The organism is Limnothrix sp. CMB-01 (assembly GCF_055193175.1).
Genome location: NZ_CM143720.1, coordinates 200,802 through 226,238 on the forward strand (window position 1 = coordinate 200,802; position 25,437 = coordinate 226,238).

Annotated in this window: 28 protein-coding genes; 19 read left to right on the forward strand and 9 right to left on the reverse strand. The window is 54.6% G+C overall.

Features of this window, described 5'->3' with window-relative positions:
- Positions 1–124: 124 nt before the first annotated feature.
- The 5 genes from ACZA91_RS00800 to ACZA91_RS00820 all read left to right on the forward strand — a co-directional run bounded on the left by ACZA91_RS00800 (position 125) and on the right by ACZA91_RS00820 (position 3,676).
- Positions 125–1,435 carry a CO2 hydration protein gene (locus ACZA91_RS00800; protein ID WP_099535082.1) on the forward strand — a complete coding sequence of 437 codons (1,311 nt, stop codon included), beginning with the start codon at positions 125–127 and terminating at the stop codon, positions 1,433–1,435.
- Positions 1,436–1,615: 180 nt separating this feature from the next.
- Entirely contained in the window at positions 1,616–2,053 is a 438-nt protein-coding gene (locus ACZA91_RS00805; protein WP_463184230.1) for a Panacea domain-containing protein, read from the forward strand.
- Entirely contained in the window at positions 2,053–2,487 is a 435-nt protein-coding gene (locus ACZA91_RS00810) for a hypothetical protein (RefSeq protein WP_190530034.1), read from the forward strand. Before ACZA91_RS00805 ends, ACZA91_RS00810 begins: the two co-directional genes overlap by 1 nt.
- A 148-nt stretch (positions 2,488–2,635) precedes the next feature.
- Positions 2,636–3,037 (forward strand): hypothetical protein, encoded by a 402-nt coding sequence (locus ACZA91_RS00815; protein ID WP_190535536.1) that lies wholly within the window; start codon positions 2,636–2,638, stop codon positions 3,035–3,037.
- Positions 3,038–3,061: 24 nt separating this feature from the next.
- Positions 3,062–3,676: a hypothetical protein gene (locus ACZA91_RS00820; RefSeq protein ID WP_463184231.1), complete on the forward strand. Its 615-nt coding sequence runs from the start codon at positions 3,062–3,064 to the stop codon at positions 3,674–3,676.
- An 11-nt stretch (positions 3,677–3,687) separates the two neighbouring features.
- On the opposite strand, the gene ACZA91_RS00825 is transcribed toward ACZA91_RS00820, so the two are convergent.
- Entirely contained in the window at positions 3,688–4,014 is a 327-nt protein-coding gene (locus ACZA91_RS00825; RefSeq protein WP_463184233.1) for a nucleotidyltransferase family protein, read from the reverse strand.
- A 65-nt stretch (positions 4,015–4,079) separates the two neighbouring features.
- Entirely contained in the window at positions 4,080–5,612 is a 1,533-nt protein-coding gene (locus ACZA91_RS00830; protein ID WP_463186483.1) for a cryptochrome/photolyase family protein, read from the reverse strand.
- A gap of 124 nt (positions 5,613–5,736) precedes the next feature.
- On the opposite strand from ACZA91_RS00830, the gene ACZA91_RS00835 reads away from it, so the two are divergent.
- Positions 5,737–6,945 (forward strand): RNA-guided endonuclease InsQ/TnpB family protein, encoded by a 1,209-nt coding sequence (locus tag ACZA91_RS00835; RefSeq protein WP_463184235.1) that lies wholly within the window; start codon positions 5,737–5,739, stop codon positions 6,943–6,945.
- A 75-nt stretch (positions 6,946–7,020) separates the two neighbouring features.
- Here ACZA91_RS00835 and ACZA91_RS00840 read toward each other — a convergent pair whose 3' ends face one another.
- A complete protein-coding gene (locus ACZA91_RS00840; protein ID WP_190354865.1) occupies positions 7,021–7,362 on the reverse strand; it encodes a DUF3082 domain-containing protein in 342 nt (113 codons plus the stop codon).
- Between the two features lie 34 nt (positions 7,363–7,396).
- Entirely contained in the window at positions 7,397–7,525 is a 129-nt protein-coding gene (locus ACZA91_RS00845) for a hypothetical protein (RefSeq protein WP_255512348.1), read from the reverse strand.
- 486 nt (positions 7,526–8,011) lie between these two features.
- On the opposite strand from ACZA91_RS00845, the gene ACZA91_RS00850 reads away from it, so the two are divergent.
- From ACZA91_RS00850 to ACZA91_RS00865, 4 genes are all read left to right on the forward strand, one after another.
- Positions 8,012–9,184, forward strand: a complete 1,173-nt coding sequence (locus ACZA91_RS00850) for a Re/Si-specific NAD(P)(+) transhydrogenase subunit alpha (protein ID WP_099535094.1) — start codon at positions 8,012–8,014, stop codon at positions 9,182–9,184.
- Complete coding sequence (locus ACZA91_RS00855) at positions 9,181–9,459, forward strand: NAD(P) transhydrogenase subunit alpha part 2 (RefSeq protein ID WP_099535096.1); 279 nt, start codon at positions 9,181–9,183, stop codon at positions 9,457–9,459. Before ACZA91_RS00850 ends, ACZA91_RS00855 begins: the two co-directional genes overlap by 4 nt.
- 408 nt (positions 9,460–9,867) lie before the next feature.
- Positions 9,868–11,307: an NAD(P)(+) transhydrogenase (Re/Si-specific) subunit beta gene (locus ACZA91_RS00860; RefSeq protein WP_099535098.1), complete on the forward strand. Its 1,440-nt coding sequence runs from the start codon at positions 9,868–9,870 to the stop codon at positions 11,305–11,307.
- A 441-nt stretch (positions 11,308–11,748) separates the two neighbouring features.
- Positions 11,749–12,150, forward strand: coding sequence for a hypothetical protein (locus ACZA91_RS00865; protein ID WP_463184237.1), 402 nt, complete (start codon positions 11,749–11,751; stop codon positions 12,148–12,150).
- Between the two features lie 116 nt (positions 12,151–12,266).
- On the opposite strand, the gene ACZA91_RS00870 is transcribed toward ACZA91_RS00865, so the two are convergent.
- From ACZA91_RS00870 to ACZA91_RS00885, 4 genes are all read right to left on the reverse strand, one after another.
- Positions 12,267–14,252: a metallophosphoesterase family protein gene (locus ACZA91_RS00870; protein WP_242030805.1), complete on the reverse strand. Its 1,986-nt coding sequence runs from the start codon at positions 14,250–14,252 to the stop codon at positions 12,267–12,269.
- A 4-nt stretch (positions 14,253–14,256) separates the two neighbouring features.
- On the reverse strand, positions 14,257–14,724 hold the full coding sequence (locus tag ACZA91_RS00875) for a DUF1824 family protein (protein ID WP_099535102.1): 468 nt from the start codon (positions 14,722–14,724) through the stop codon (positions 14,257–14,259).
- Between the two features lie 232 nt (positions 14,725–14,956).
- The gene (locus tag ACZA91_RS00880; protein WP_463184239.1) at positions 14,957–15,250 is read right to left on the reverse strand and encodes a hypothetical protein; all 294 of its coding nucleotides are present in this window, start codon (positions 15,248–15,250) and stop codon (positions 14,957–14,959) included.
- A 30-nt stretch (positions 15,251–15,280) separates the two neighbouring features.
- Positions 15,281–15,547 (reverse strand): hypothetical protein, encoded by a 267-nt coding sequence (locus ACZA91_RS00885; protein ID WP_190354862.1) that lies wholly within the window; start codon positions 15,545–15,547, stop codon positions 15,281–15,283.
- Between ACZA91_RS00885 and ACZA91_RS00890 the strand changes: the two genes are divergently transcribed.
- The 7 genes from ACZA91_RS00890 to ACZA91_RS00920 all read left to right on the forward strand — a co-directional run bounded on the left by ACZA91_RS00890 (position 15,546) and on the right by ACZA91_RS00920 (position 21,570).
- The gene (locus tag ACZA91_RS00890) at positions 15,546–15,974 is read left to right on the forward strand and encodes a nuclear transport factor 2 family protein (RefSeq protein ID WP_099535104.1); all 429 of its coding nucleotides are present in this window, start codon (positions 15,546–15,548) and stop codon (positions 15,972–15,974) included. The two genes, ACZA91_RS00885 and ACZA91_RS00890, sit on opposite strands and share 2 nt — an antisense overlap.
- Before the next feature lie 143 nt (positions 15,975–16,117).
- Positions 16,118–18,988: an NACHT domain-containing protein gene (locus ACZA91_RS00895; protein WP_463184241.1), complete on the forward strand. Its 2,871-nt coding sequence runs from the start codon at positions 16,118–16,120 to the stop codon at positions 18,986–18,988.
- A gap of 3 nt (positions 18,989–18,991) precedes the next feature.
- Positions 18,992–19,780 (forward strand): HEAT repeat domain-containing protein, encoded by a 789-nt coding sequence (locus ACZA91_RS00900; RefSeq protein ID WP_463184243.1) that lies wholly within the window; start codon positions 18,992–18,994, stop codon positions 19,778–19,780.
- 120 nt (positions 19,781–19,900) lie between these two features.
- A complete protein-coding gene (locus tag ACZA91_RS00905; protein WP_463184244.1) occupies positions 19,901–20,257 on the forward strand; it encodes an element excision factor XisI family protein in 357 nt (118 codons plus the stop codon).
- Between the two features lie 17 nt (positions 20,258–20,274).
- On the forward strand, positions 20,275–20,670 hold the full coding sequence (locus ACZA91_RS00910; protein WP_393013406.1) for a hypothetical protein: 396 nt from the start codon (positions 20,275–20,277) through the stop codon (positions 20,668–20,670).
- A 109-nt stretch (positions 20,671–20,779) separates the two neighbouring features.
- On the forward strand, positions 20,780–21,031 hold the full coding sequence (locus tag ACZA91_RS00915) for a DUF4160 domain-containing protein (RefSeq protein ID WP_190527694.1): 252 nt from the start codon (positions 20,780–20,782) through the stop codon (positions 21,029–21,031).
- 29 nt (positions 21,032–21,060) lie between these two features.
- Complete coding sequence (locus ACZA91_RS00920) at positions 21,061–21,570, forward strand: DUF2442 domain-containing protein (RefSeq protein WP_463184246.1); 510 nt, start codon at positions 21,061–21,063, stop codon at positions 21,568–21,570.
- 65 nt (positions 21,571–21,635) lie between these two features.
- Here the strand turns inward: ACZA91_RS00920 and ACZA91_RS00925 are convergent, their stop codons facing one another.
- Positions 21,636–22,871, reverse strand: a complete 1,236-nt coding sequence (locus ACZA91_RS00925; RefSeq protein ID WP_463184247.1) for an LL-diaminopimelate aminotransferase — start codon at positions 22,869–22,871, stop codon at positions 21,636–21,638.
- Between the two features lie 171 nt (positions 22,872–23,042).
- Between ACZA91_RS00925 and ACZA91_RS00930 the strand changes: the two genes are divergently transcribed.
- Positions 23,043–23,891, forward strand: coding sequence for a DUF1350 family protein (locus ACZA91_RS00930; protein ID WP_463186484.1), 849 nt, complete (start codon positions 23,043–23,045; stop codon positions 23,889–23,891).
- Positions 23,892–24,297: 406 nt separating this feature from the next.
- Positions 24,298–24,966 (forward strand): nucleotide exchange factor GrpE, encoded by a 669-nt coding sequence (gene grpE, locus ACZA91_RS00935; RefSeq protein ID WP_099534424.1) that lies wholly within the window; start codon positions 24,298–24,300, stop codon positions 24,964–24,966.
- The last annotated feature ends 471 nt before the right edge of the window (positions 24,967–25,437 follow it).

Consider the following 25,437-nt stretch of genomic DNA (forward strand, 5'->3'; position numbering starts at 1 on the left):
CAGATCCGGGTAGGGGCGCACAGCCGTGCGCCCCCCACAGGTTGACCCACCGTTCAGCGATCAATCGGGTGTAATTGCCCCTCTCCAGACTTCTCTGAAACCTTGGAATTTTCTCTACAACATCATGGTTCAGACCCCAATCAAACCGGACACCGCCCCCAAAATTCCCCCATCGCAGCACGAATTTGCGGAAGTCATCCATCGCCTCGAAGCGGGCGGCGCAATGTTGCCCGACACGCCGGAAAACCTGATGCAAATCATCGGGATCTACAAGGCCTATGCGGTGCCGATGGACTTCTATTGGCGGGACTTGCTTTACATCGCTGAAGAAGTTTTCCTGAATCCGTTTCCCTTCTTTAAATATTTCCTACCCCAGAAATATTTAGACCTGCCGAACCACTACGCGGGCGACACCGCCGACCTACGAATTTGGCGCGGCATTGCCACAGCGCACCCGGAATTGCTCGAATTCATGAGCAAGGGTGAAACGGTGAAAATGCCGAAGCTGTTCCATCACCTGTGGCACGATCGGGTGAACATGGAATTCGCAGAAGCCTGTATGCAAGCCATGCTCTGGCATCGCAAAATGTATGCGGGCGTAAACCGGTTTGATGACTTTCTAAACACCGAGGAATATCGCCAAAACTGCGATCGCGCCATCAAAGCCTACTTCAAAGGCAATCCGATCATGTTGGGGATGTATAAACTCTTCCCCGAAGCCTTCATTGAACAATGCCGGATGATGTCCTACTACAGCAACTTGGGGCTGTTCTGGGAAATCATGGCTCCGGTGTTCTTTGAAATGTCGGACATCTACGATGAAGGCGGCTTCAAAGGTGTGCCCGATGCCATGAACTTCCTGATTAATGGCATCTTTGCGATCTCCGGTCGCCCCATCTATCACCGGGTAAATATTCGCGGCGAATGGTTCGATTTGGTTCCTAAAGATAAGGGCTTCATGTGGCTTTATGATGCCGCATTGCCCTACGTGGAAGCGGTGTTTTATCGCACAGCTCCGTTCCGGGGAACCAAGTCCTACAACGCCCAGGCGGGTCAAGTGCCCAGCGAGCAAGCGGACTTCCATTACGGCATTCTGTACGCGGACGTATTCCCCGTCGGAACCGCTGGGATTCCGCCCACACAGTTGATGCAAGATATGTTGCATTTCCTGCCGCAATACCTGTTGGATTACTATCACCAACATTGCCGGGGCGAGGACGATATGTTGATCCAGCTTGGAATTACCTTCCAGCGATCGATGTATTGCGTCACCTCCGCCGTCATCCAAGCGCTGCGGGCGGCGTTGCTCTATCCGCTGGATGACGAAAACCCGGAACACCTGATGGCCAACCGCAAATTCTTCGAGGCGCAAATGGATCGCTTCAAGCGCCCCGAAGCTCGCCTGCGCGATATCCAAAATCGCGACTACCGCTAAGTTTCCTTCCTAAGAGTTGCTTGCTCTACTTGAGCGGCAGGGCGATCGGGTTAGTGTGTCCCACTAGCCCGATTTTTTTGGGTGGTGCTCTATTCCCGAGCAATCAGTGCAATCTGAATTTGCTATACTGTAATTGACAACAGTAATCAATAAAATTGGTTGCGAGTTTGGAGTAAGCATATGTATAAAGCTACCGATATTGCAAGTTATTTTATTCATCTTGCCAACCTTGAAGAGGATGGCAACATTACCAATATGAAACTCCAAAAATTACTCTACTACGCACAGGGGTTTCACCTAGCCTTGTTAGATCGCCCACTTTTCACAGACGAAATCAGGGCTTGGCAATATGGACCAGTGATTCCAGAAATTTACGTCCAGTACAAAGATTTTGGGCGCAATTCACTACCTGAAAATAAGGACTTTAATCCTGAAAAGATTGACAGTGATACTCGTGATTTGATTGATGAAGTTTATAGTGTTTTTGGTAAGTACACAGGAACAGTGCTGGCCAATTTAACGCACCAGGAAAAACCCTGGACAAGCACAGAAAAAGATTGCGCGATCGCCCACGATCTCATGCGCGACTATTTTAAAAGTCAGCTTGTAGCAGGGTAATGGGTAAGAGAAAACGCATCCAGTCACCCACCATCCCATCATCACCAGGACGGGGGAGAATTGCTGAACCCTCTGTTGAAAAGATTCTGAATTATGATCAGGCTCACCCCATCTTCTGCCTGCGCCACTTACAAGCCGGGTTTGATTTGGATGCTTGCGATCGGCGTGAACAAGCGGACTTTGCCAAAGCCTTATGGAAACGCAGTCAAATGACTTGGCGAGACATTTGGGCAGCCGATCGCCATGGTTTAGGGGCCGAAAAAATTGCCCGAGAGAGCATCAGAGCTCCTATTCCCAACCACATCACTGAAGATGTGGATTTCTTCATTGCCCTGCGTTTCTCTGGCAAAGCGCCGATGGTGGGATACCGTATTCGGGACGTGTTTCATGTAATTTGGCTAGATCCCAAATTCGATCTATATGAGCATGGTTAATAGGATCAGAGTTAGCCTAATGTTAGAGCCTGCGTTTGGGGCAATCCTATCGCTTCCAGAAATACACTAGAAATAATTTTGAAGTCATTCATTTATGCTGAGATCATTCATTCTTCGTCAATCGGCGATCGCTCTAGTTGGATTAGCCTTGGTTGCAACTCCCACGTCAGCGCAAACAGTTAATTGGGAACAATTGCGGCGAGCTTGTCCCCAAAATCCTCAAGCTTATGTGGGTTCAGCGGCTCAAGCGGCATCTATGAAAGAAGCGGTTCGACGCTATCTTGGCGCAACTGCTGATAGTTTGGAGCACATGTCTGACCCAACAATTTATCGGGGTTGGGGTGATATATCTTTTTTGTCTGGCGAGATGTCTAGCGCTCGTCAATTTTTGATTAACCCTAACGGTCGTGTCATTGAGTTGTCATTTTCGCTGGACTTTGCTTCCGGCCAACATGACAATTACCGTTCATTGGAGCGAATGCGTAATTTAGGTGTTTCGCCCCAGGTAACAGCTTGTTTGCATGAAGGAGCAAGGCTTTTTCATTTTTAGTGCTGTGGTTGGAGATGAATTGCGATGACTAGACCAAGCATTCTGCGTCCGGGGCAATCCTATAGCTTTCGGCAATATTTTGAGATGGCCTATGAGCCGGACGATATTTTGGCGGAGTTTGGTTATACGTTGCAGCGATCGCGCCTGGTCTTGCCCCACAGCAATGCACCGCTCGATCGCCTGGAAGATCTGAAAACACGTATTCAAGAGAGCTTGCCTTACATTAGCCTCAGCAGTGAAGCGGCTCGGCGGGAATTGTTAATTGCACCATTGTTGTTGGATGTGGTGCATTACACGCGGGCGCAACTGCGAATTGAATATCCCCTAATGGTTAATGAGCAACTGAAAGGCTCTCTTGATTATTATCTTTATGCGGCGCAAAAGCTGCTGGTGATTGAGGCGAAGAATGCTGATTTAGCGCGTGGGTTTACGCAGTTGGCGGTGGAGTTAATTGCGCTGGATCAATGGACGGATAGCGATCAAGATTATTTGTTGGGTGCGGTGTCTACGGGTGATGTTTGGCAATTTGGCCGCTTAGATCGATCACAGAAGCAAGTGGAGCAAAGCCTGATTTTGTATCGTGTGCCTGATGATTTGGAGAGCTTGCTCCGAATTTTGGTCAAGATTTTGGAGCCTTGATATCCTAAGCCTCAGATATAAATTGCATCGTGATCGATCCGGCGTTTCAGATAGGGATTCATGCGCGGGCGATAACGAATTAGGTCGATCGAGCGTTGGAAAATTTGCTCTAAATCTGCTTTGATATCCACCATTGTGAATAGATCCGGCACGGTCAATTCCAAGACGATATCGATATCGCTATCAGGCTTGGCTTCATTGCGGGCCACTGAACCAAAAATACCAAGACGGGTTACACCATATTTTCGATGAAGATCGGGAGCGAGTTGCCGCAGCATAGCAAGGATACGATCGCGATCGGGAGGGCCGTTGGATAAGGTCGATATTGGTTCGGTCATGGTTGACTGATTAACCTTTTATTCAACTCAAGTTTCCGGCTCTGGAGATTGAGAATATCGATATTCTACTCATTCAATAATTGCTGTTGACGATGCCAGGCCACGGAGAGAGCGCGGATTGCGGCCATTTCTTCAGCGGGGATTTTTTCCAGATGTTTCAAAATCAGGCTCATGCGCCCCTGCGATCGCAATTTGCTTTCGTGCCGTGCCAGAAAATCCCAATAGAAAAAGTTAAACGGACAAGCTTTCGGGCCCGTGCGATCGCGCGGACTATAGCGACAGCCTTTGCAATAGTCGCTCATGCGGTTGATGTAGTGAGCCGAGGCGGCGTAGGGCTTGGAAGCTAGCACCCCACCATCAGCAAATAGCCCCATGCCAATCACATTGGTTTGCATCACCCAATCGTAGGCATCGATGAAAACCGCGTGGAACCAGTTCTCAACTTCCTGGGGATTCAGACCGGCAATCAGGGCAAAATTCGACAGCACCATGAGCCGCTGAATGTGGTGAGCATAACCGGTGCGATCGACCTGTTGCAGCACTTGGCGCAGACAGTTCAAATCGGTGTTGCCGTCCCAAAACCACTGGGGCAGAGCATGTTGGTGGTTAAACCAGTTGCGATCGGGGTAGGGCGGTTCCTCGTCAGCCTTCAGCACTTGCAGATAAATGCCGCGCATATATTCCCGCCAGCCCAGCACTTGGCGAATGAAGCCTTCGACGCTGGCGATCGGCAGGCCCCGATCGCGCCAGGCCTTTTCGGCGGCAAAGATTACCTCACGCGGGTGCAGCAACCCGATGTTGAGGTAGGGCGAGAGCAGGGCGTGCCACAGGGTTTCCTGGCCCGTCACCATCGCGTCTTGGTAGGGGCCAAAGGTGCGGAGCCGGTGGGCGATGAAGTGGTCGAGTACGTCGAGGGCCCGCGATCGAGTGGTGGCCCAGCGGAAGGAGTCGATCGATCCGTAGGTGGGCAAATCGAGCGATCGCACCTTTTCGATCACCGTCAGCACAATTTCGTTGGGCGCAAACTCCAGCGGCGCGGGTGGATGTAGCGGCCCCTTGGGGGGTTGGCGGTTGTCCTTGTCGAAATTCCACTGGCCGCCGACGGGCTTGGAACCCTCCATCAAAATTTGGAATCGTTTGCGCCCTTCCCGATAGAAATCTTCCATCAGGAAGCGTTTGCGACTGCCAAACCAGTCCGCTAGCTCTTCTTCGCTCCAGAGGAATTGGTTATTGGGGATTTGCTCCAGTTTGCAGGGCAAATCGAGCTGATTCAGGGTTTGCTGAAAGGGCCGATCGACCGGAGCCATCACCAGCAGCCGATCGATTTGGTGTTTGACGACCCAGGCGCGGAGGGGCGTGGCGAAATCTTCTGCTTCGGCCCAGGTGGCGGGCCAGCCCATATCCTGCAACTCCCGCACAAAGTGGCGCATGGCCGACCAAACCAACACCAACTTTTGGGCATGGTAGGGCCGTTGGCGCACATGGGCCAGGGACTCGATCGCGATTACCGGAACCCTTGCCCGATCGCCCGCACAGGCCACCAACGCCGCCTGCTCGTGCCACAGTTGATCGCCCAAAATCCACACCCCCGTTTTCATGGGGATGCTCAATTGCTGGAGTTCCGCACCCATTACGCCCTACCGATTTCTGACCAAAATAAAGGGTACAAGCCCCGCCCTTCTAGGGCGGCTTGTTCGATCAACCCCACTTATAATGTTAGTTATGAAAGCACGATTTCGCTACCGAATTTATCCCAATCGCCTGCAAAGATTAATGCTGGCGAAGACGTTCGGTTGTGCTCGTGTGGTCTACAACGATGCAATTCGGTTGCGTCAAGACCTCTATCAGCAAGGGGAGAAAGTTAGCGATACTGAAATTCAGAAACGGGTGATTACCCAAGCCAAGCTAACCGTTGAACGTGAATGGCTATCGGAAGTTGCATCTGTGCCGTTAGTTCAATCCTTGCAAGATGCCCATCTGGCTTTTCGTAATTTCTTCAAAAGCTTGAAGGGTGAGCGCAAAGGCCGCAAGATTGGGTTTCCGAAGTTCAAAAAGAAACACTCAACTCAATCTATTCGCTTCACAACTAACGGTTTTTCGGTTAAACCCAACTCGGTTTACCTAGCCAAGCTCGGTTGTGTTCGAGTCAAGTGGTCAAGAGAACTGCCATCGGATCCATCATCGGTGACGATCATCAAGGATGCAGCCGATCGCTACTTTGCATCGTTTGTCTGTGAAGTAGATCCAATCGCCCTGAAGGCTATTAATGATGGAGTGGGGATCGACCTGGGCTTGACCACCTTCGCCACCCTGTCCACGGGTGAAAAGGTACTAAGTCCCAAGCCGTTGGCTAAATCCCTCAAGCGATTGCGCCGTGCTCAAAAATCCCTCAGCCGCAAGGTTAAGGGCAGCAAGCGTCGATATCTAGCCCGACGCAAGGTGGCCCGGATTCACGCCCGCATCAAGGATCAACGAACTGACTTCCTGCACAAGTTATCGACCCGGATCGTTCGCGAGAACCAAGCGATCGTTCTGGAAGATTTGAATGTGTCGGGTATGGTCAAAAACCGCAAGTTGGCGCGGGCGATTTCTGATGCTGGCTGGTACAGCTTCCGACAGATGATCGAGGGCAAGTCGATCCGCTACGGGCGGGATTTCCAGGTGATCAGTCGATGGGAACCGACTAGCCAGCGTTGTTCATCTTGTGGCCAGTTGGGTGGCAAGAAAACCCTTGACGTGCGCGAGTGGGTGTGTATGCAATGCGGGGCAATTCACGATCGCGATGTGAATGCCGCCATCAATATCCAAGTCGCGGGCGGGCAGTCCGAGACTCAAAACGGACGTGGAGGCCAGCGTAAATCCAGTTCGCTGGTAGCAGCCGATGAAGCGTCAACCCGTGGTCTAGTCGAGCAACTTCAGTTGTTTGCCTAGGGCCGGAATCCCCGCTCCTTTAGGACGGGGAGGATGTCAATGATTTCTACTGCTTGTGCGCCTAAGCAAGTGCTCCTAAGCATCGGTGGGCCGATCGCCCCGGTTTCCCTGCACCCAAAGCTGCACCATCAGCGCCAACAACCCCAGGGCCACAAAGCTAAAGACAAAGGTTCCCAGGGTTCCCACCCCGACCACCAAGGTACGCACCGCACCGCCAATGCTGAGGGTGAGGCGGTTGGTGCTGGTGATCGGGTGGGCGGCAAAGGTTTGGGCAATTTTATAGGTCAGTGCGCCGGCTCCCACCGCGATCGCCGCCGAAATCCCGGAACCCCCCAGGCAATCCAGGGGTGAGGGCATTTTCTTGGCGGGAGTTTCGGGGGTGGTTTTGCTGGTTTTGGGGTTGGGTTTGGAGGTCATGGCAAGGCGGCGCTAAACGCTGACTCCCCTTAATTTACAGCCGATCGGGTCGTTCCCACCGCGCAAAGGCAGATCCCGGGGCGATCGGGGAAATTTCCCCTTCAGTCGTATCAGGGCAGAGTGAATTGGGGTGAATTCGAGACGATCGGGGGCCAGACGGCAACCCATTCTCTCCCTGATAGCTGGGTTACTTCCCCTGGCTCGTTACAAGCCAGTTGCAGAACTTCATGAAGAAACCCAGAAACTTCATCAAGTTTTCTATGGGATCAAAAAGAGGCTCCGTCTTCATTTTAAATTTTTCAAAATCAAGTTTCAGCATAATCAAACGCCTTGGGCATTTGATCCCTATTTTTACCTAGCAATTCCCTAAAGATGTTCTTAAGAATTGCTGGAATAAAGTCACCGCAAAATCCTTTCCTCTAATGAAGTGGTTTTGACGATGATTGTTTTTCTTCAAAGAAAGGGAAAAGCTTATCTCTCAAGGCGATGAGCGTTCTTGAGGAAGCCCACGAAATTACAACAAATTCCTTTAGGCAAGTTGTTATAAATGTCATCACTCGATCGCGCGATCGATAAGACAAGTTGAAAATTCCGATCGCAACCGGGGGATCGGCCTAGGATGCAAGCAGTTGCGCGGAAGCGAACGCGTATGAAAGTTGCGGTTGTGAAAGAAGTGGCGCTGGATGAACGGCGCGTGGCCCTGGTTCCCGACGTGGTAGCTCGTTGGGTCAAAAAAGGGCTAGCGATTGCCGTGGAAACCGGCGCGGGAGAACGCGCAGGATTTACGGATTCGGCCTATGAAGCGGCGGGCGCAACAGTGACGAGCGATCGCGCTCAACTGTGGCAAACGTCGGATTTAGTGACGAAGGTTTTGCCCCCCACCGATGAGGAACTGGGTTGGCTGAAATCGGGATCGATGTTGATGGGCTTTTTGGAGCCGCTCGATCGCCCTCAGTCCATCAAAACCCTGGCAGAACGGGGCATCACAGCGATTTCCCTAGAATTCGTGCCCCGCAGCACCCGTGCTCAGGTGGCGGATGCCCTTTCGTCTCAGGCCAACGCAGCCGGCTACAAGGCTGTGCTGTTGGCGGCGGCGGCCCTGCCCAAATATTTCCCCATGTTGACCACAGCGGCGGGAACCATTCCGCCGGCCAAGGTGCTGGTGTTGGGTGTGGGTGTGGCCGGGTTGCAGGCGATTGCCACCGCCCGCCGATTGGGGGCCGTGGTGGAAGCCTTTGACATCCGCCCGGAAACCCGCGACGAGGTGCAAAGCCTCGGGGCCCGGTTTGTGGAAATGATGATCGAGGAAGAAACCAGCGGGCAAAACGGTTATGCCAAAGCGGTTTCCGATAATTTGCAAGCTCGGATTCAAGCCACCGTGGCTGAACGGGCGATCGGGGCTGACGTGGTGATCACCACCGCCAAAATTCCCGGCCGCCGTGCCCCGATCATGGTCACCGCCGACACCGTGGCCCAAATGAAGCCCGGTTCCGTGATTGTGGACTTGGCCGCAGAACAGGGCGGTAACTGTGAATGCAGTCAACCGGGCCATGACCATGTGGTGAATGGGGTGCAAATTTTGGCCCCGATGCACTTGGCCAGCACGGTCACCACCCACACCAGTATGCAATACGCCAAAAACTGTTCGGCCCTGTTGGACTGGTTAATCAAAGATGGGCAACCGGTGTTCAACTTTGCCGATGACATTTTGGATGCGGTTTGCATCACCCACGGCGGTGAAATTCGCAACGATCGGGTGCGAAATTTGGTCGCCACGCTCTCAGAAACCCCTTCGGCTGAATCAATGGTGTTGGCCTCATGAGTGAAACCTTGGTAACGGGTTTGGTGGTGTTTGTTTTGGCCTCCTTTGTGGGGTTTGAAATCATCAACAAAGTGCCTCCCACGCTCCATACCCCTTTGATGTCCGGTGCGAATGCCATTTCTGGAATTGCCGTGGTGGGGGCAATTTTGGCCGGCGGCGCAGCACAACTCAGCGGCCCCACCATTCTGGGCTTGGTGGCCATTGTGCTGGCCATGGTGAATGTGGTTGGTGGCTTTTGGGTGACCGATCGAATGCTGCAAATGTTTAAGAAATAGCCTGACAGCCACTTGAAGCAGCCACTTGAAAAGGACTGAAAAAGGCTTGAACTTGAAAAGGCTTGAAGACAACCTGAGAAGCAACCTCTAAATTCCCTAGCAATGACCCTTTCCTAAACCGATCGCCTGACTCGATTGGCCAACTGTTCCATCGCCCAATGGCTATTTTTCATCTTCAAAATGGGCAAGCGATCGGGAGCAAAGGCCAATCGAAGTCAGCCGATACAAATTCAGGATGTAATTGAGGGTTTGATACAGGGGATCACCAAAGGTTGAATTCCGGGGTTGAATTCCAGGGTTCAATTCAAGACTTAACTCAATGTTCGTTCAACGCTTCATTCAACGCTTGGCTCAATGAAAGGCTGGAATTTTGAAGCATCCTGAGACCAAAGGGCGAGGACATAAGGAATGATCGATGGACTTGTATCGGGTGTTTTGCCCGCTGAATGGTGGACAACGATCGCCCGGCTAAGCAACTTGGCCGCGGCGGCCCTGTTCATTGTGGGGATCAAAATGTTGGGATCGCCCGCCACCGCTCGCCGGGGCAACTGGCTGGCGGCCGTGGGCATGGCCATGGCGATCGGGGTGACCCTGCTCGATCGCTCCGCCGTGAACTATGGCGCACTGTTGGCCACCCTGGTGGCGGGATCGGTGATTGGTCTGATTGCCGCCAAGCGCGTTGCCATGACCGACATGCCCCAGATGGTGGGCTTGTTGAACGGGTTGGGCGGCGCGGCCTCGGCCCTGGTGGCAGCGGCGGAATATTGGCGGATTGTGAACACGGGCGCACCGGTTCCCACCGACACGGCCGTGACCGTCATTGCCGGGCTGCTGATTGGGGGCGTGACCCTCACGGGCAGTTTCATGGCCTTTGCCAAGTTGCAAGGACTGGTGACCGGCGCACCCATCACTTTCCCCCTGCAACAACCGGTGAATTTCGGCTTGCTGCTGGGCTTTGTGGCCAGCGGTGCTTATTTGCTGATTCACCCGGGCGATTTGACGGTTTTGTGGCTGCTGACGGGCATTTCCCTGGTGCAGGGGGTGTTGGTGGTGTTGCCGATCGGGGGTGCTGATACGCCGGTCGTGATTTCGCTGCTGAACTCCCTGTCCGGGCTGGCGGCCAGTGCGGCGGGTTTTGTGTTGGGCAATGAAATGCTGGTAATTGCCGGGGCGCTGGTGGGCGCTTCGGGGCTGATCTTGACCCAAATCATGTGCAAGGCCATGAACCGATCGCTGACCAATGTGCTCTTTGGGGCCTTTGGCAGCGTCAGCACGGCCACGGGCGACGGCGGCAGCAGCGATGCGGGTTCCCACACGGTGCGATCAATCGACCCGGAAGAATGCGCCATGATGTTGGGCTATGCCCGATCGGTGGCGATTGTGCCCGGTTATGGCATGGCGGTGGCCCAAGCCCAGCACGCCGTGCGGGAATTGGCCGATCAGCTCGAACGGTTGGGTGTTGATGTGCGCTATGCCATTCACCCGGTGGCGGGTCGGATGCCGGGCCACATGAACGTGTTGCTGGCGGAAGCCAACGTGCCCTATTCCCAACTGTGCGACCTGGACGACATTAACCCGGACTTTGAACGGGTGGATGTGGCGCTGGTGATTGGGGCCAATGATGTGGTGAACCCGGATGCCCGGGACAATCCCCAAAGCCCGATCTACGGAATGCCGATTCTGGAGGTCGATCGCGCCAAACACACGATCGTGATTAAACGCAGCATGAACCCCGGATTTGCCGGTTTGGATAATGCGCTCTTCTATGAAGACAAAACGATGATGCTGTTTGGCAGTGCAAAAGAAAAAGTGTCTGAGCTGGTGGCCAGCGTTAAGGAACTGAGCTAGGAATTAAACAGACCATCATCCCCGATTGGAATTGAAAAGCAGGTTCGGAGTGCGGGTTGGTTGTGCGGGCCGGTTATGCGGGTTTGTGATGTCAATTGCAACCTGCATTCCAGATGGGCCTTCGCCATCATCCAGGACTTGAATCATTCAAAGCTTGCAACCCAAGGGTGCGGGGATGAGTCTTTTAATTCAATCAGTTAACTCAACCCGTGCATGGGCCAATCAACACATGGGGGCGATCGCCGCTCCCATTATGAGCCGAACTGATTTGGAGAGCTTGAGCGATCAATCACGATCCCGCAACTTTCCCGATCGTTCGGCTTGACCTATGCAAAGGTTGAAATCGACTGAGGGTAGCTTTGCTCAGGCCCGCTAGTGTGTCTTGCGAGATGGGCTGGCGGTGTGGGCTGTGGGCTGCTGATTTCAAACAACCACGACACTATGAAACGTAACTTTCCGACCCAGGCGCTGCAATCGTTGACCATCGTAGGAAGCTTTGTGGCCCTGGGCCTTGCGTCCGGTTTGAGCGCCCAAGCCGCAGAGCCGATCGAGACCGATCGCCAGTCGATCGGGAGCCTGAGCCAGCGCAATGCTTACCCGCCAGAATTTTCGCGCGCCTTTTTGCAAAGCTGCACCCGATCGGCTCAACAGTCGGGTCAGTTTAACCAACAGCAGGCTACGCAATATTGCCAATGCTCCTTGGCGGAATTCCAGTCGCGCTATACCTTGCAGCAAACCATGAATCTCTACCAACGGATGCAGCAATCGAACAGCAATGAGCTGCCGCCGGAAATGATGCAAATTGCGCGTACCTGTGTGCAACGGGTGTTTGGTACTCGCTAACCAAACTGAGCCAGTCAAACTGAGCTAACCGGACTGAATTAATCAGGTTGAATTAATCAGATTGCGTTGATTAGACTGAGCGAATCAAGTTGATCCCGTGAGCAGCAACTCGCTCCTCAACGGTCTCCCTCGTTAGCCGGGGCCCCAATCGTGAACCGATCGAACGGTTGAGCGGGTTGCTCCGGCTTTCTGGGGTCAAAAACATAGCTAGTGACCGTTCCGGCAGCCGTGTCCAAAATACTGAAGGCGGTGATTTCGTTGCTGGCCAAGTAGGGCTGAGGGGTTTGATCCAAGGGATCAATCAAAGGAGCGATCGAGGGCACAATTGGGGGCAATCCATTAGGATCCCCGATCGCCACATAGTCCGATCGCTCAAACCCGCTACCCTCCGGCGGAATGCCCGATCGCCCCCGATCGCCCCAGGCCGCCCCATAGCTATTGCCCACGTTCGACGTTTCCAGGTAATGGGTGCGGCCACGGCGGAACCGATTCCACAGGTGCGAGTGGCCATACAACACCAAATCCACCTCCGCCGATTCCAGCAGGGGGGACAAATATTGGGCAATCACATCTTGATCGCGCGGATAGGCATATTTCACCGCCATCACCTGGCCCAGGTCATCCCGCTCGATCGTCTGGATGGGATCCGTGAAGGGCGGCACGCTGTTATCCCCCAAGGTATGGGGCGGGTGGTGAAACATAACCACGCGATACTTGGCTTGGCGAAATGGCTCGCCGGCCAATTCCGCTTGGAGCCACTGAAATTGCGGACTCCCCGGGGCGATCGATTCAAAAATATGCTGACCCCAACCCCAATCGATCGGACTTTGGGGCTGGCCTTCGTGGAAGCGGCCGCCGAACTTCGCCGTCAAAATGGGCGATCGCCAAGCTTGGGTCACGTTCAACACCACCAACCGCAGATCCCCAAAGCTGACGGCGTAGTAATTGCCCTCGCCCCGATCGTTAGTCGGCAACGTCCAAATTTCCTCATAGGTGCGCGTGTTGAACGATTGATCCGCCAAGGCGGCCGGGCCGATTGCAGCCCCTGGTGTTTCCCCCGACGTTGCCCCTGAAACTTCGCCGGAAGCCGGACCTAAGACCCGATCGCCCGCTCCCCGTTGCGCAGCCCCCTGTTGCGCGGCCCCCTGTCGCACGACCCAGCGAGGCACGGTGTCATAAAATTCCCGGTTGAGATCTTGGGCCCGCCCCACCCGACCCATCACCTCGTGGTTGCCTAGGGCCGCGAACAGGGGAGCCTCCTGCAAAATAGCCCCGCCTTGGTAGGTGTGACCTTGGAGCGATCGATTGGCTCGTCCTTGCAAACAGGGAAAAAACGCCCCACCGCCCCCATCGTCAAACCATTCCGAAGCACGATCGGGCACATTCACCAAGTCCCCCGCAAACAACACCCCATCCACCCGGCCCACCGTGGCCACCACCTGTTGCAAGTTGGCCGCCACCATTGGCTTCAGTTGATGATCCGAAGTCAACAGCAGTTGCAGCGGTTGGCCCGGCAGCGGTTGGGGCGACAGGCGAAACACTCCGCTACTGACGGCGCGATCGCCCCCTTGACTCGTCACCCGATAGGGAACCGACTGGCCCGGCAACAGCCCCGACACGATCGCCTCATGTCGCCAAATGGGCCGCTCCCAAACCTTCACCCCCTCGGGCCGCTGGGCCGCCACCCGCTCCGGCAGTCGCGATTGGCCATCTTCACGGGTACGAGTCAAGCGGCGGGTTTGGGCCAAGGCCTGCCGATCAAGCCGATCGCCCCAATCCACCCAATGGCGATCGCCCGGCAATTCCGTGAACCAAACCACATGCACCGAGTCCGACCCCGGCAACTGCAAAAACGGATCCGTCAAAAGCTCCATAGCATCCCCCTCGGATAACTGGGCCGACCACTGGGAAAGCGGGTGCAGGGCTGCGGATCCCGAAGCGGGCGGCATTTTCAGCGCCAACATTCCCCCGATCGCCAGCAACACCAACAGCAGCCCCCAAACGCCACCGCCCCGCACCATTCTCGGGAGTTGCCGGATCCGTTGCCACCGGCCAAGCCCCCGGGCGCGATCGCTCAACCACCGTCCCCTTGGTCGCCCCATCGCCCTAGGCAAACAAATCTAAGGGTAGGTGGCCATACATCGCATTCAATTCCTCATCCACATGGGACTGACAGGACACCAAAACCCCTCGATTTTCACCCTGGTAGGGTTCCGCATAAAACAACAGAGAGTTAGTGTTGCACTTGATATAAATCGGCTGTTCCGGATTGGCCACCCCCCGCCGTTCCGGCTCCGGCGGCACTTCACGATCCAAACCAGCCCCATAGGCCCGCACAGCCGCCAACCCTTGAGCGATCGAATCCGCACAAACTCCAAAAATCACGCAGTCCGCCTCCTGAACCACCGTCCGCAGAGCCGATCGAATAATCGCCTGCTGACTCTCCGAGAGACTGGGCGCTTCTTCCAAACAGTTAAACACCGCCAAAACCTTTTGGGCTTCCAGCAACGACAGGGGAGCCGTTCCCGCCCCATTGGTTCCTAACGCATCCGATCGACGAGTTGAGTTGTCCATAGCAATCCAGAGTTTCCCTTGTCCACAAACTTCACCGCAAACTTCACCGCAAGCAATCAAGACTGCAAGCAATCCGGGATTCGATCCGCTTAAAGTTGCCCAAAAATGACCCAACCTGCAAACGAAGCCACCCGATCGCTCCCCGATGGTTGCTCCCCCCCCATCTGTCGCAATCCATTCCGGGATCCCAAATCGTAGCGTAGGGCCGGAAACCAGCTAGAGCCAATCTTGATCAAAATTCTGGCCAATTCTCATCCCCATCTCCATCTTGCCCCACCCAGCTAGCAACAACCCCATGGAGAATTGCGCTGAAACCTCCACTGAGAAATAGGGCGTTAGCGTGATTTTTCAATTCTGATTCCGGAAATGTGACGGTTAAAAATCCGGCAACAATCAATGTGTTTTGCTGGCACAAGTAACAAGAGATACATATCGCTTGAAGCAGCAAAGAATCTCTAAAATACGGAAAATTCAAGCTAAAACAACATTTTCCCGCATCAGCAGTCAAAAGCGCTTGATTGCTCAATGAAGCAAATCATACCAAGCACAATCGTTCTCAGTGGCTATCAAGGGTGATGCACAGCGCGATCGGGCAGAGCAATTCGGCAGGGCAATTCGACAGGGCAAAAAAATTTTTTAGAAAAGCTGGAACTTTTTCCCCTTTCAAGGCAACAATATAAGCAAGAGTAGTGGAGAGATGTGTCACCGCTGCGGAGACCTGGCAGATTCGTCTGCCGGATCTCTGCATTTTTTTTGGGAATTTTTTGAGCCGCCACCCGCTCCCACTGTCGTTACGAAGTGACCACATAAGGGTTCCAGCCATGGAAAGTCGTCCGCCCCTGCCGCCGTTTACCCGCGAAACCGCGATCGCCAAGGTGCAAGCCGCCGAAGATGCTTGGAACACCCGCGACCCGGAGCGCGTATCGCTGGCTTACACGGAAGATTCGGTTTGGCGCAATCGATCGGAATTCTTTGCGGGACGGGACAAAATCCGCGAGTTCCTGACCCGCAAGTGGAGTCATGAGCTGGACTATCGCCTCAAGAAGGAACTCTGGAGCTTCACCGATAACCGAATCTCCGTGAAGTTCGAGTATGAATACCACACGGACTCGGGGCAGTGGTATCGCGCCTATGGCAACGAGCAATGGGAATTTGCACCCAACGGCTTGATGCAGCGCCGGGAGGCCAGCATTAACGATGTGCCGATCGCCGAGGCCGATCGCAAGTTCCGCTGGGAACGATCGGGCTGATGTTGCCCTGTCCAAAAATCTTGCAAAACCCACCCATCCCCCAACCTTTTGGCCTGACGGTTGATCGGCTGCGGCGCGCATCTGTTTCCTCGCAGGGCGATCGCGCATAATTGATGTAGCCAATCATCCTTTGTGAGACTCCGATGGTGGACTGGTTAGTAATCTGGGGCGTGACGCAGACGGTGGGGTTTGTCTTTGGCGCAGTGATGGAAGACCTGGCCAAGGACACGCTCAAAGATTACGTCAAGGATTTTTTTAAGGGGCGGTTGCAAGGACTAGTCGATCGCTTTGGGCCCGACTCGCTGGAAATGGCGACGGGCAAAGCGATTAAAGGCTTTTTGGAATTGATACAGCGAGAGCTTGAAGATTGCTGTGATGATGAGCTGGAGCGGGTTCAGGCTTATACCGAATCGCTGAAACGGTTGATTGCTGATCCGGCGGTGGCGGGGGCGTTGGGGAGTGCGTTCGCGGATGAGGGGCAAGTCGATCCGGTGGTTTGGGCCGATCGCTGGTTAGCCCTGAAGCTCAAGCCCTTACCCCCAGAATTTAATTGGCAAAAAATCGCCAAGCGCTATCAGAAATACACCCGCGAGTTGATTGGGGCGGATGAGAAATTGCGGGCGATCGCCCAGTTCGAGCGGGTGGCGGAAACCCGTGATTTGGTTCGCGGCTCGCTGGGGCCGATCGTGGATTTTGACCTGTTGGCCTATGCGCGATCGCTCCAAACCGACCATGAGGTTTTGCCGCTCGACCAGTTGGCCACCGATGGGGGAGCCTATTCGGTGAAGCTGTGGCAAGTGTTTTTGCCGCAACGGGCGCGGGAATGTGGGGAATATTTGCCGCAACTGGACAAAGCGCCCAAGGAATTGCTGCGGCAATATGGCTTGCTGAAGGAAGAACTCGACGAAAACCAGCAGGAGCGATTACGGGATCTCTATCGCAACCAAGCGCCGCAATCCGTGGTGGAATTGGTTAAGAGTCCGGACATGAACTTGTTCGTGATTTTGGGCGATCCGGGGTCAGGAAAATCCACGTTGCTCAAATATTTGGCGTTGGATTGGGCGACCTATGAAAATGAACTATTTAAAACTAATCACACCCAGCCATCGGATCAGTTGCTGTTGCGGCCGTTGCCCTTGTTTGTGGAGTTACGGAAATTATCGCGCCAAGCGTCCTTGGATGTTTTGGACTATTTCCATGCAGGCAATGTCTTGGATCGGTTGAATAAATCCCAGTTGCATGACTGGTTGAGCGCTGGGCGGGTGCTGCTGCTCTTTGATGGATTGGATGAGGTGTTTGAACCGGCGCGGCGAGATGAAGTGATTCGGGAAATTTGCCGATTAGCGCATGACTATCCTGCGGCCAAAATTATTGTGACATCGCGGGTTTATGGCTACCAAAACTATGCGCGATCACTCACGAATCACGGGTTTCGGCATTGGTTGCTCGAAGAATTCGATGATCAGCAAATCAAGGATTTTTGCGATCGCTGGCATCAGGAAACCTTTGGAGACGGCCAACAAGCCGATCGCGATCGCTGTCGAGATCGGATGAGCGCCGCGATCGCCCGAGGTCGAACGATTCGGGAGTTAGCGGGCAATCCGTTGATGCTGACGATGATGTGTATTTTGAATCGCAAATCGCGGCTCCCGGATGAGCGATTGGAGTTCTATCGCCAAGCCACTGATCTGTTGCTGCGGGACTGGGATGTGGAGCACAAAAAGCTGCCCGATCGCTGTCAGGACATTCAGCTCACCCTGAATCAAAAGCAAAAAATTGTGCGGCAGGTGGCGTTCTTTTTGCAGAATACCGATGGCGGCTTGAAGGGTAATTTAATTGCTCAATCGGATTTGCAAGCGATCGTGGCGGATTATTTACGCACCTTGTCGCTGCCCAATCCCGAAGGGTGGGCTGAAGCGTTGATTGATGCTTTGCGGGTGCGAAACTTCACGCTTTGTTCAGCAGGGACGGGCTATTACGCTTTTGTGCATCGCACCTTTTTGGAATATTTCTGCGCGACGGAGATTTGGGAGCGGTTTAATCAACGGGATTCAGGCAGCCAAAATGCGATTTCAACGGATAATTTGATTCACACTATCTTTGGGCAGCACTGGAATGATGATGCCTGGCGAGAAGTGTTGATTTTGTTGGCGAGTCAGTTGCCCATTGGGTTTGCGAAACAGGCGATCGCCTTGTTGGTGCAACTGGATCGTGCAACCAGTGAAAAAGCTGACTTTGCCAATCTCTTCTTGGCAGCGGATTGTTGGGCGGAGTTACCGGAGCGATCGTCAATTGCTGAGTTGGATCGGGATCTGTTGCAACGGCTGCGATCGTTGACTGCATGGGGAGCGCTTCGTGAGGTTGATTCTCAGGAAGATTGGGACTTCAATCAACGCATCAGGAAGGTGCGAGATCGAGCCTTGCGCTGTGTTGCTCAACATTGGCAAGACGACCCCGACACCTTGCCCTGGCTCAAAGACCGCGCGCGATCCGATGAGCACTGGGCTGTGCGGGAAGCAGCGGTGGAAGAGTTGGCTCAGGGCTGGAAAGACCACCCCGACACCTTGCCCTGGCTCAAAGACCGCGCGCGCTCCGATGAGCACTGGGCTGTGCGGAAAGCAGCGGTGCAGGAGTTGGCTCGGGGCTGGAAAGACGACCCCGACACCTTGCCCTTGCTTAAAGACCGCGCGCGATCCGATGAGAACGGGTCTGTGCGGCAAGCAGCGGTGCAGGAGTTGGCTCGGGGCTGGAAAGACGACCCCGACACCTTGCCCTTACTCAAAGACCGCGCGCGATCTGACCAGAACTGGGATGTGCGGCGAGGAGCGGTGCAGGAGTTGGCTCGGGGCTGGAAAGACGACCCCGACACCTTGCCCTGGCTCAAAGACCGCGCGCGATCCGATGAGCACTGGGCTGTGCGGCGATCAGCGGTGCAGGAGTTGGCTCGGGGCTGGAAAGACGACCCCGACACCTTGCCCTGGCTCAAAGACCGCGCGCGATCCGATCAGAACTGACTTGTGCGGCAAGCAGCGGTGCAGGAGTTGGCTCGGGGCTGGAAAGACGACCCCGACACCTTGCCCTTGCTCCAAGACCGCGCAAGATCCGATCAGGACAGTTCTGTGCGGAAAGCAACGGTGCAGGAGTTGGCTCGGGGCTGGAAAGACGACCCCAACACCTTGCCCTGGCTCAAAGACCGCGCGCGATCCGATCAGAGCGGGGCTGTGCGGCAAGCAGCGGTGCAGGAGTTGGCTCGGGGCTGGAAAGACGACCCCGACACCTTGCCCTTGCTCCAAGACCGCGCGCGCTCCGATGAGCACTGGCGTGTGCGGAAAGCAGCCGTGCAGGAGTTAGCTCGGGGCTGGAAAGACGACCCCGACACCTTGCCCTTGCTCCAAGACCGCGCGCGCTCCGATGAGAACGAATATGTGCGGCAAGCAGCGGTGCAGGAGTTGGCTCGGGGCTGGAAAGACCATCCCGACACCTTGCCCTGGCTCAAAGACCGCGCACGCTCCGATCAGAACTGGCTTGTGCGGCAAGCAGCGGTGCAGGAGTTGGCTCGGGGCTGGAGAAATGACCCTGATACATTCAACTTACTGTGCGAAGTTGCCACCCAAGATCCATTTCAGCTTCAGCGAGATTACGAATGGCAATTTAACCCGCGTCGAACAGCCCTTGATGGATTGTTAGAAATTGCGCCTGAGAATCCGTTGGTGATTGACTTGTTACGCGATCGCGCTGCCAATGACCCCGACGATCTCTTACGCCAATGGGCAACCGAACAACTCGCTAAAATCGATCCTCAGTAGGTTGGGTTGAGGCACGAAACCCAACAACAGCAAGTGCTGCATTAATCGCGTTGGGTTTTGCAAGACTCAACCCAACCTACACAACCACAAATTGATTGGGATAAATGATTTAGCAAAAAGATGATCGCCCAAACAATGGACACCCCGCTGAACTACCGCACCATTATTCAAGCCGTTTTGCAAGAACACGCCGACTATCGCAACAGCGCCAATAGCCCCTATCGATCGCGCATCCTTGTGGATGAAACCCGCGACAACTACGCCCTAATTGATAGCGGATGGGAGGGCGATCGCTACTTTCACAGCACCCCTATCCATATCGAAATCATTGATGGTTTGATTTGGATTCAAAACGATGAAACCGAATCCGGTGTAGCCCGAGATTTACTCGATCGCGGCATTGTTCAACAGGCGATCGTGCTCGGGTTCCGACACCCCAAAGTTCGTCCCCACACTGGTTTTGCGATCGCGTCCTAATCTATGAGAAAGCTGTCATGACGAATCATCAATCGATGCAACTACAACTCGAAGCAAAAGCACAGGCCTGGAGAGAAGCAGGACAAGACCCCAACCTGCTGCCCCAAGGCCTTGAGTTGTTTCGGGTTCTCTGCTGGTCAGGAAGCATTGGCGGAACAGAAAGTACCAATAACAATGCGGACTTGGCAGCCTACCTGCAAGCCAGCAGGGATAACGGTGGCGGGGCAGAGGGATGGGATTTAATGCTCAGACAACGAGAACGTTGCTTGGAATGCTCTGAAACCTATCGCCTTGAAAACCTCAGCGTTTGCACCCAATGCAAGTGCTTGACCTGTTATCGCTGCACTCGCCCCTTCGGAGTTCACGATAACGGCAACTCCCGCTGTGAATGCGGCGGAGAACTTGTGGGATAGAAACCCAATAACAGTAATTGCTGCATTGATTGCGTTGGGTTTCGCAAGACTCAACCCAAACGACACAACTAAATTGGGGTTATCCCGTCTTATTTCGATCTAAAAGACTATGCCCACGATTGCCCGTTTTCAAGGCATCATTATCTATATCAACTACAACGATCACCAACCACCCCACTTCCACGCCCGCTATCAAGACCAAGAAGTTTTAATTGAGCTAGACAGCGGTTTAGTCCAAGGGAAAATGAATAAACAAGCTCTGCGGATGGTACTGGAGTGGGCAGATCAGCATGATGCAGAACTTCGAGACAATTGGCAGCGGGCCCGCGATCGCAAACCGCTCTTGTTTATCGAGTCCTAAAAATTTCTCTGGCATTAAGTGTTCTAGCCATGTTGACAGCACCTCAATCTCTAGCAATTACAAAAGTTCGCCACTTGCAAGGCTATGAATTAGAACTGATTTTCAATAATCAAGAAATGGTACGGGTTGACCTAGAAGCTGAACTTTACGGGGAAATTTTTGAACCCCTCAAATCCCTGGCTGCTTTTCAGCAAGTGGCAATCGACCCAGAAACCCACACGATCGCCTGGCCCAATGGTGCAGATTTTGCCCCGGAATTCCTGTACCAAATCGGTCAAAAAACAAGCGCAACGTCACCAACCACCACCAACAGCTATCGCGTTGTCTTCCAAGACAATCGCTATCAAATCTGCCCAGCTTTTGACGATGGCATGGGCAACCTTCAGATCGATACCACTGCGGTGATTCAACCCAAAGCCAATAGCCTGGATGAACTTCAAGCCTTGGCGCGATCGCTTCAAGCAGCTCTTGAACAACCCGTTCTACTGCCCGACGGTTCACCGTTGCCCATCACCCCCGCCACGTCTCATGCGGCTTAATTCGTAATCCTTTGCAGGGTACGCGGGAGACCGATTTTCCCCGCGCCCCTGATCAGGTTTAGCGATTACGCCTTGAAGGTTTCCACGATCCGGCGTGTGGCTTCTTCCACGTTGGCCCGGCTGTTGAACGCCGAAATGCGGAAATAGCCTTCGCCCGCCGCGCCGAAGCCCGAACCCGGCGTGCCCACCACGTTGCAGGTGTGCAGCAACTTATCGAAGAAATCCCAGCTCGACAGGCCGTTCGGCGTTTGCACCCACACGTAGGGCGCGTTGATGCCGCCATAGACCGCCAAACCCGCCTCGGTCAGCTTCTCGCGGATGATTTGGGCGTTTTCCAGATAGAAGCTCACCAGGGCTTTGGTTTGGGCTTGCCCCTCGGGTGAGTAGACCGCCTCGGCCCCGCGCTGGACAATGTAGGACACGCCGTTGAACTTGGTGGATTGGCGACGGTTCCAGAGGCTCCAGAGATCCACACTCGTGCCGTCAGCGGTTTGGCCCTTGAGGGTTTTGGGCACAACGGTCAAGGCGCAACGGGTTCCGGTGAAGCCGGCGTTTTTGGAGAAGGAACGGAACTCGATCGCACAGTCGCGGGCCCCTTCAATTTCAAAAATCGAGTGGGGAATCGCCGGATCGGTGATGAAGGCTTCGTAGGCGGCATCGAAGAAGATGATCGAGCCGTGGCTGCGGGCGTAATCCACCCAGGCTTGCAGGTGTTCGCGGGTGGCGACGGCTCCCGTGGGGTTGTTGGGGAAACAGAGATAGATCAGATCGACTTTTTCGCTGGGGATTTGGGCGGTGAAGTCGTTTTCGGCGGAAATCGGCAGGTAAACCAAGCCGCCATATTCGCCCCGATCGTTCGCGTCGCCCGTGTGACCCGCCATCACGTTGGTGTCCACATAGACGGGATAGACGGGATCGGTGACGGCGATCGTGTTGTCGTGACCGAAGATGTCCAGAATGTTGCCGCAATCACACTTGGAACCGTCGGAGATGAAGATTTCCGAGGCATCAATATCACAACCACGGGCTTGGAAGTCGTGCTGGGCGATCGCCTCGCGCAACCAAGCGTAGCCCTGCTCGGGGCCGTAGCCCTTGAAGCTGCCCCGATCGCCCATATCGTTCACCGCGTTGATCATGGCGGTGCGGCAGGCTTCCGGCAGCGGCTCGGTCACGTCGCCAATGCCCAAGCGGATAATCGGCGCATCGGGATGCTCGGCGGCGAAGGCATTCACCCGGCGGGCGATTTCGGGAAACAGATAACCGGCTTTTAGCTTCAGGTAGTTGTCGTTAATTCTGGCCATGGTTTGCCCCTGGGGGTTGCGAAAATCCCAAGAATTTTGGTGTCTAACCAGCCTACGGCCCTGGCGGGATCTTCTGGCGATCGGGGGCAGAAAATCCCGCCGAAACCCCGCTCCATAAGCAAAGCGCTACAATGCCAAGGGTTTGATCAACAGAACGAACGTGGGCGATCGATGGCGGGACAGGCAGCACAGTGGCGTGAATTAAACGGAGCTTGGGTGCTGATCCCGGCTAATCCGCTAGGGGTGATTCATTTCTTGGGCGGGGCCTTTGTGGGCGCAGCTCCCCAGTTCACCTACCGCTGGTTGCTGGAGCGGCTGGCCAATCGCGGTTACGGAACGATCGCCACGCCCTTTGTCAATTCTGGGTTTGACCATGAGGCGATCGCGGAGGATACGCTGATTCGGTTCGATCGCGCCATCGATTGGCTTTATCGGCATGGTCAACTGCGGCGGCGATCGATCCCGGTCTATGGTCTGGGCCACAGCATGGGCTGCAAGCTGCATCTATTAATCGGCAGCATCTTTGAGGTGGAGCGGGCCGGCAATGCGCTGATGGCCTTTAATAACTATTCGGCGCAACGGGCAATTCCCCTGTTCGATCGCTTCGGCCCCGTTCTGGAGTCGATTAACCGCGCTGTGCCTGGGGCTGTTCCGGCTGATGTGTTTGATAAGCGGCTGAATGCGGAATTCACCCCCTCGCCTACGGAAACGGAGCAATTGATCGCCGCCCAATACGGGATTCGTCGCAATTTGCTCATTCGTTTTGCCACTGATGATCTGGATCAGTCGAGCCGATTGGCTCCCATTTTGCAACGACGCTTTCCCGGCTGGTTAGCCTTGCAGGAGTTACCGGGAAATCACCTCACCCCTTTGGGCCAGGATATTCAGTGGCAAACCGGCGGCGCATTCAGCCCCCTCGACGCGATCGGGCAATGGGCCAAGCAAGAAATTTTTTATCGCGATCTAAATCGCCTCAGCCAAGAATTGCTGCGTTGGCTGAATCCGTTTGAATCGGCCTGAATCGGATTGCATCGGTTTAGGATGAGCAGCCGCTTATCCCCGGTCTTGGCGTGGGGACGGGCTGAGGATGGGCAGCCAGCGATCGAGGATCTCCGGCTCAGGCCGCTAGCCGGTTGAAAGCTGAAATATTGCAAGTTGAAATATTTGAACGCTGAAATGTTGAAAGCTGCAATGTTGCAAGTTGCAATGTAAAGGATGGCGCTTTGCGTTGGGTGGTTCAGCGGCTTTCGGGGGTGCTTTCGCTCATTCTGGTAGGATATGGGTGAAATCCGCTCCTGAGCTTGCAGCTAGCCCATTGGCTAGGGCCAGCGCCAGGGAAGAGCGAAAGGGACAGGGCCCTTGTTTGGAGCAATTGGCGGCCCATCGGGGCCCAAGTAAAGGACTCAAGCAAAAGTACGAGAAGTTAATGAGCGATCGGGAGCGGTTGCTGAAACGTTGGATGGTGACGGCCAAGGTGCGCAGTTGGCGAGCCTTGGCAGATGCCGCACAGGTTTCTATGTATCAGGTGCGATTGTTGCGGCAAGGCAATTTGGATCGCTTGCGCCTCGATGCGATCGGGCGGATTGCCAAGGCCTTAAACGTCACCCCGATCGATCTGTTGGGCATGGCGAACAATGCCGACAACACCAAGCCCGCCTCCGACCAATCCCCGGCCCAGCGGTTGGCTCCTGATGTTCATGCGGCCGAGTTAGTGCAGCTTCAGCAGGAATATCACCGGCTGAAAACTCGCCTGGAAAGCGAACGAGAGCAACTGTTGGCGGAATTCCAACGATCGAGCTTGCAAATTCTGGAACCTTGGCTGCTGAATTGGTATAAGGCCGTTGCCGCCGCCCAGCACAATCCCCACATTCCCGCCACCAATCTCTTGCCCCTGTTGCGGCCGCTGGATCAGTTGCTGGAACATTGGGCCGTTGAACAAATTGCCCCGATCGGGGAAGAAGTGGTCTATGACCCCCAATGGCATCAATTAGCCTGGGGTCATGCTCAACCGGGCGATCGCGTCAAAGTAACCATGCCCGGTTTTCGTCATCAGGGCCGTTTGCTGCATCGGGCCCAGGTCAGCATCGTGCAGTGATCCCATAGTCGATCGTGGGTTGATCACAGACCCATTGGCGGCTGATCTCGGGGCTGTTTTGTCCTGAATGAGTGGGCATTTAGCAATGATCCCAGTACCATTTTTGAGTGACTTCATCGTGACCCCGTGGTGATCCAAAGCACTCCAAATCGTCGCAACTGTCCGCATTACCGACGCTTGATCGCGCTCTTGCGCCCCCCTGGTCACTTATCGGAAGCCCTCGGAGGCTGCTTCCAATCAGCGCGAATCTGCGTTAGAGTTTGACTGTCAGGGTGTCAGTCTTTTGATGTTCGTGCAATGTTTGGTATCTCAGCGGCTAGCAGGTATGCCGATTGTCATAGGCTGGCTAAGAAATGCTGATGAATAATTCACTTAGTGAGCTGGACAACCCGCATACCTGCTAGCCTGAGTTTCCAGAATCGGGTGCTGCCGTGGAGCTGTTATCGCTCCCGCTCAATCAGCGTCAGTTCC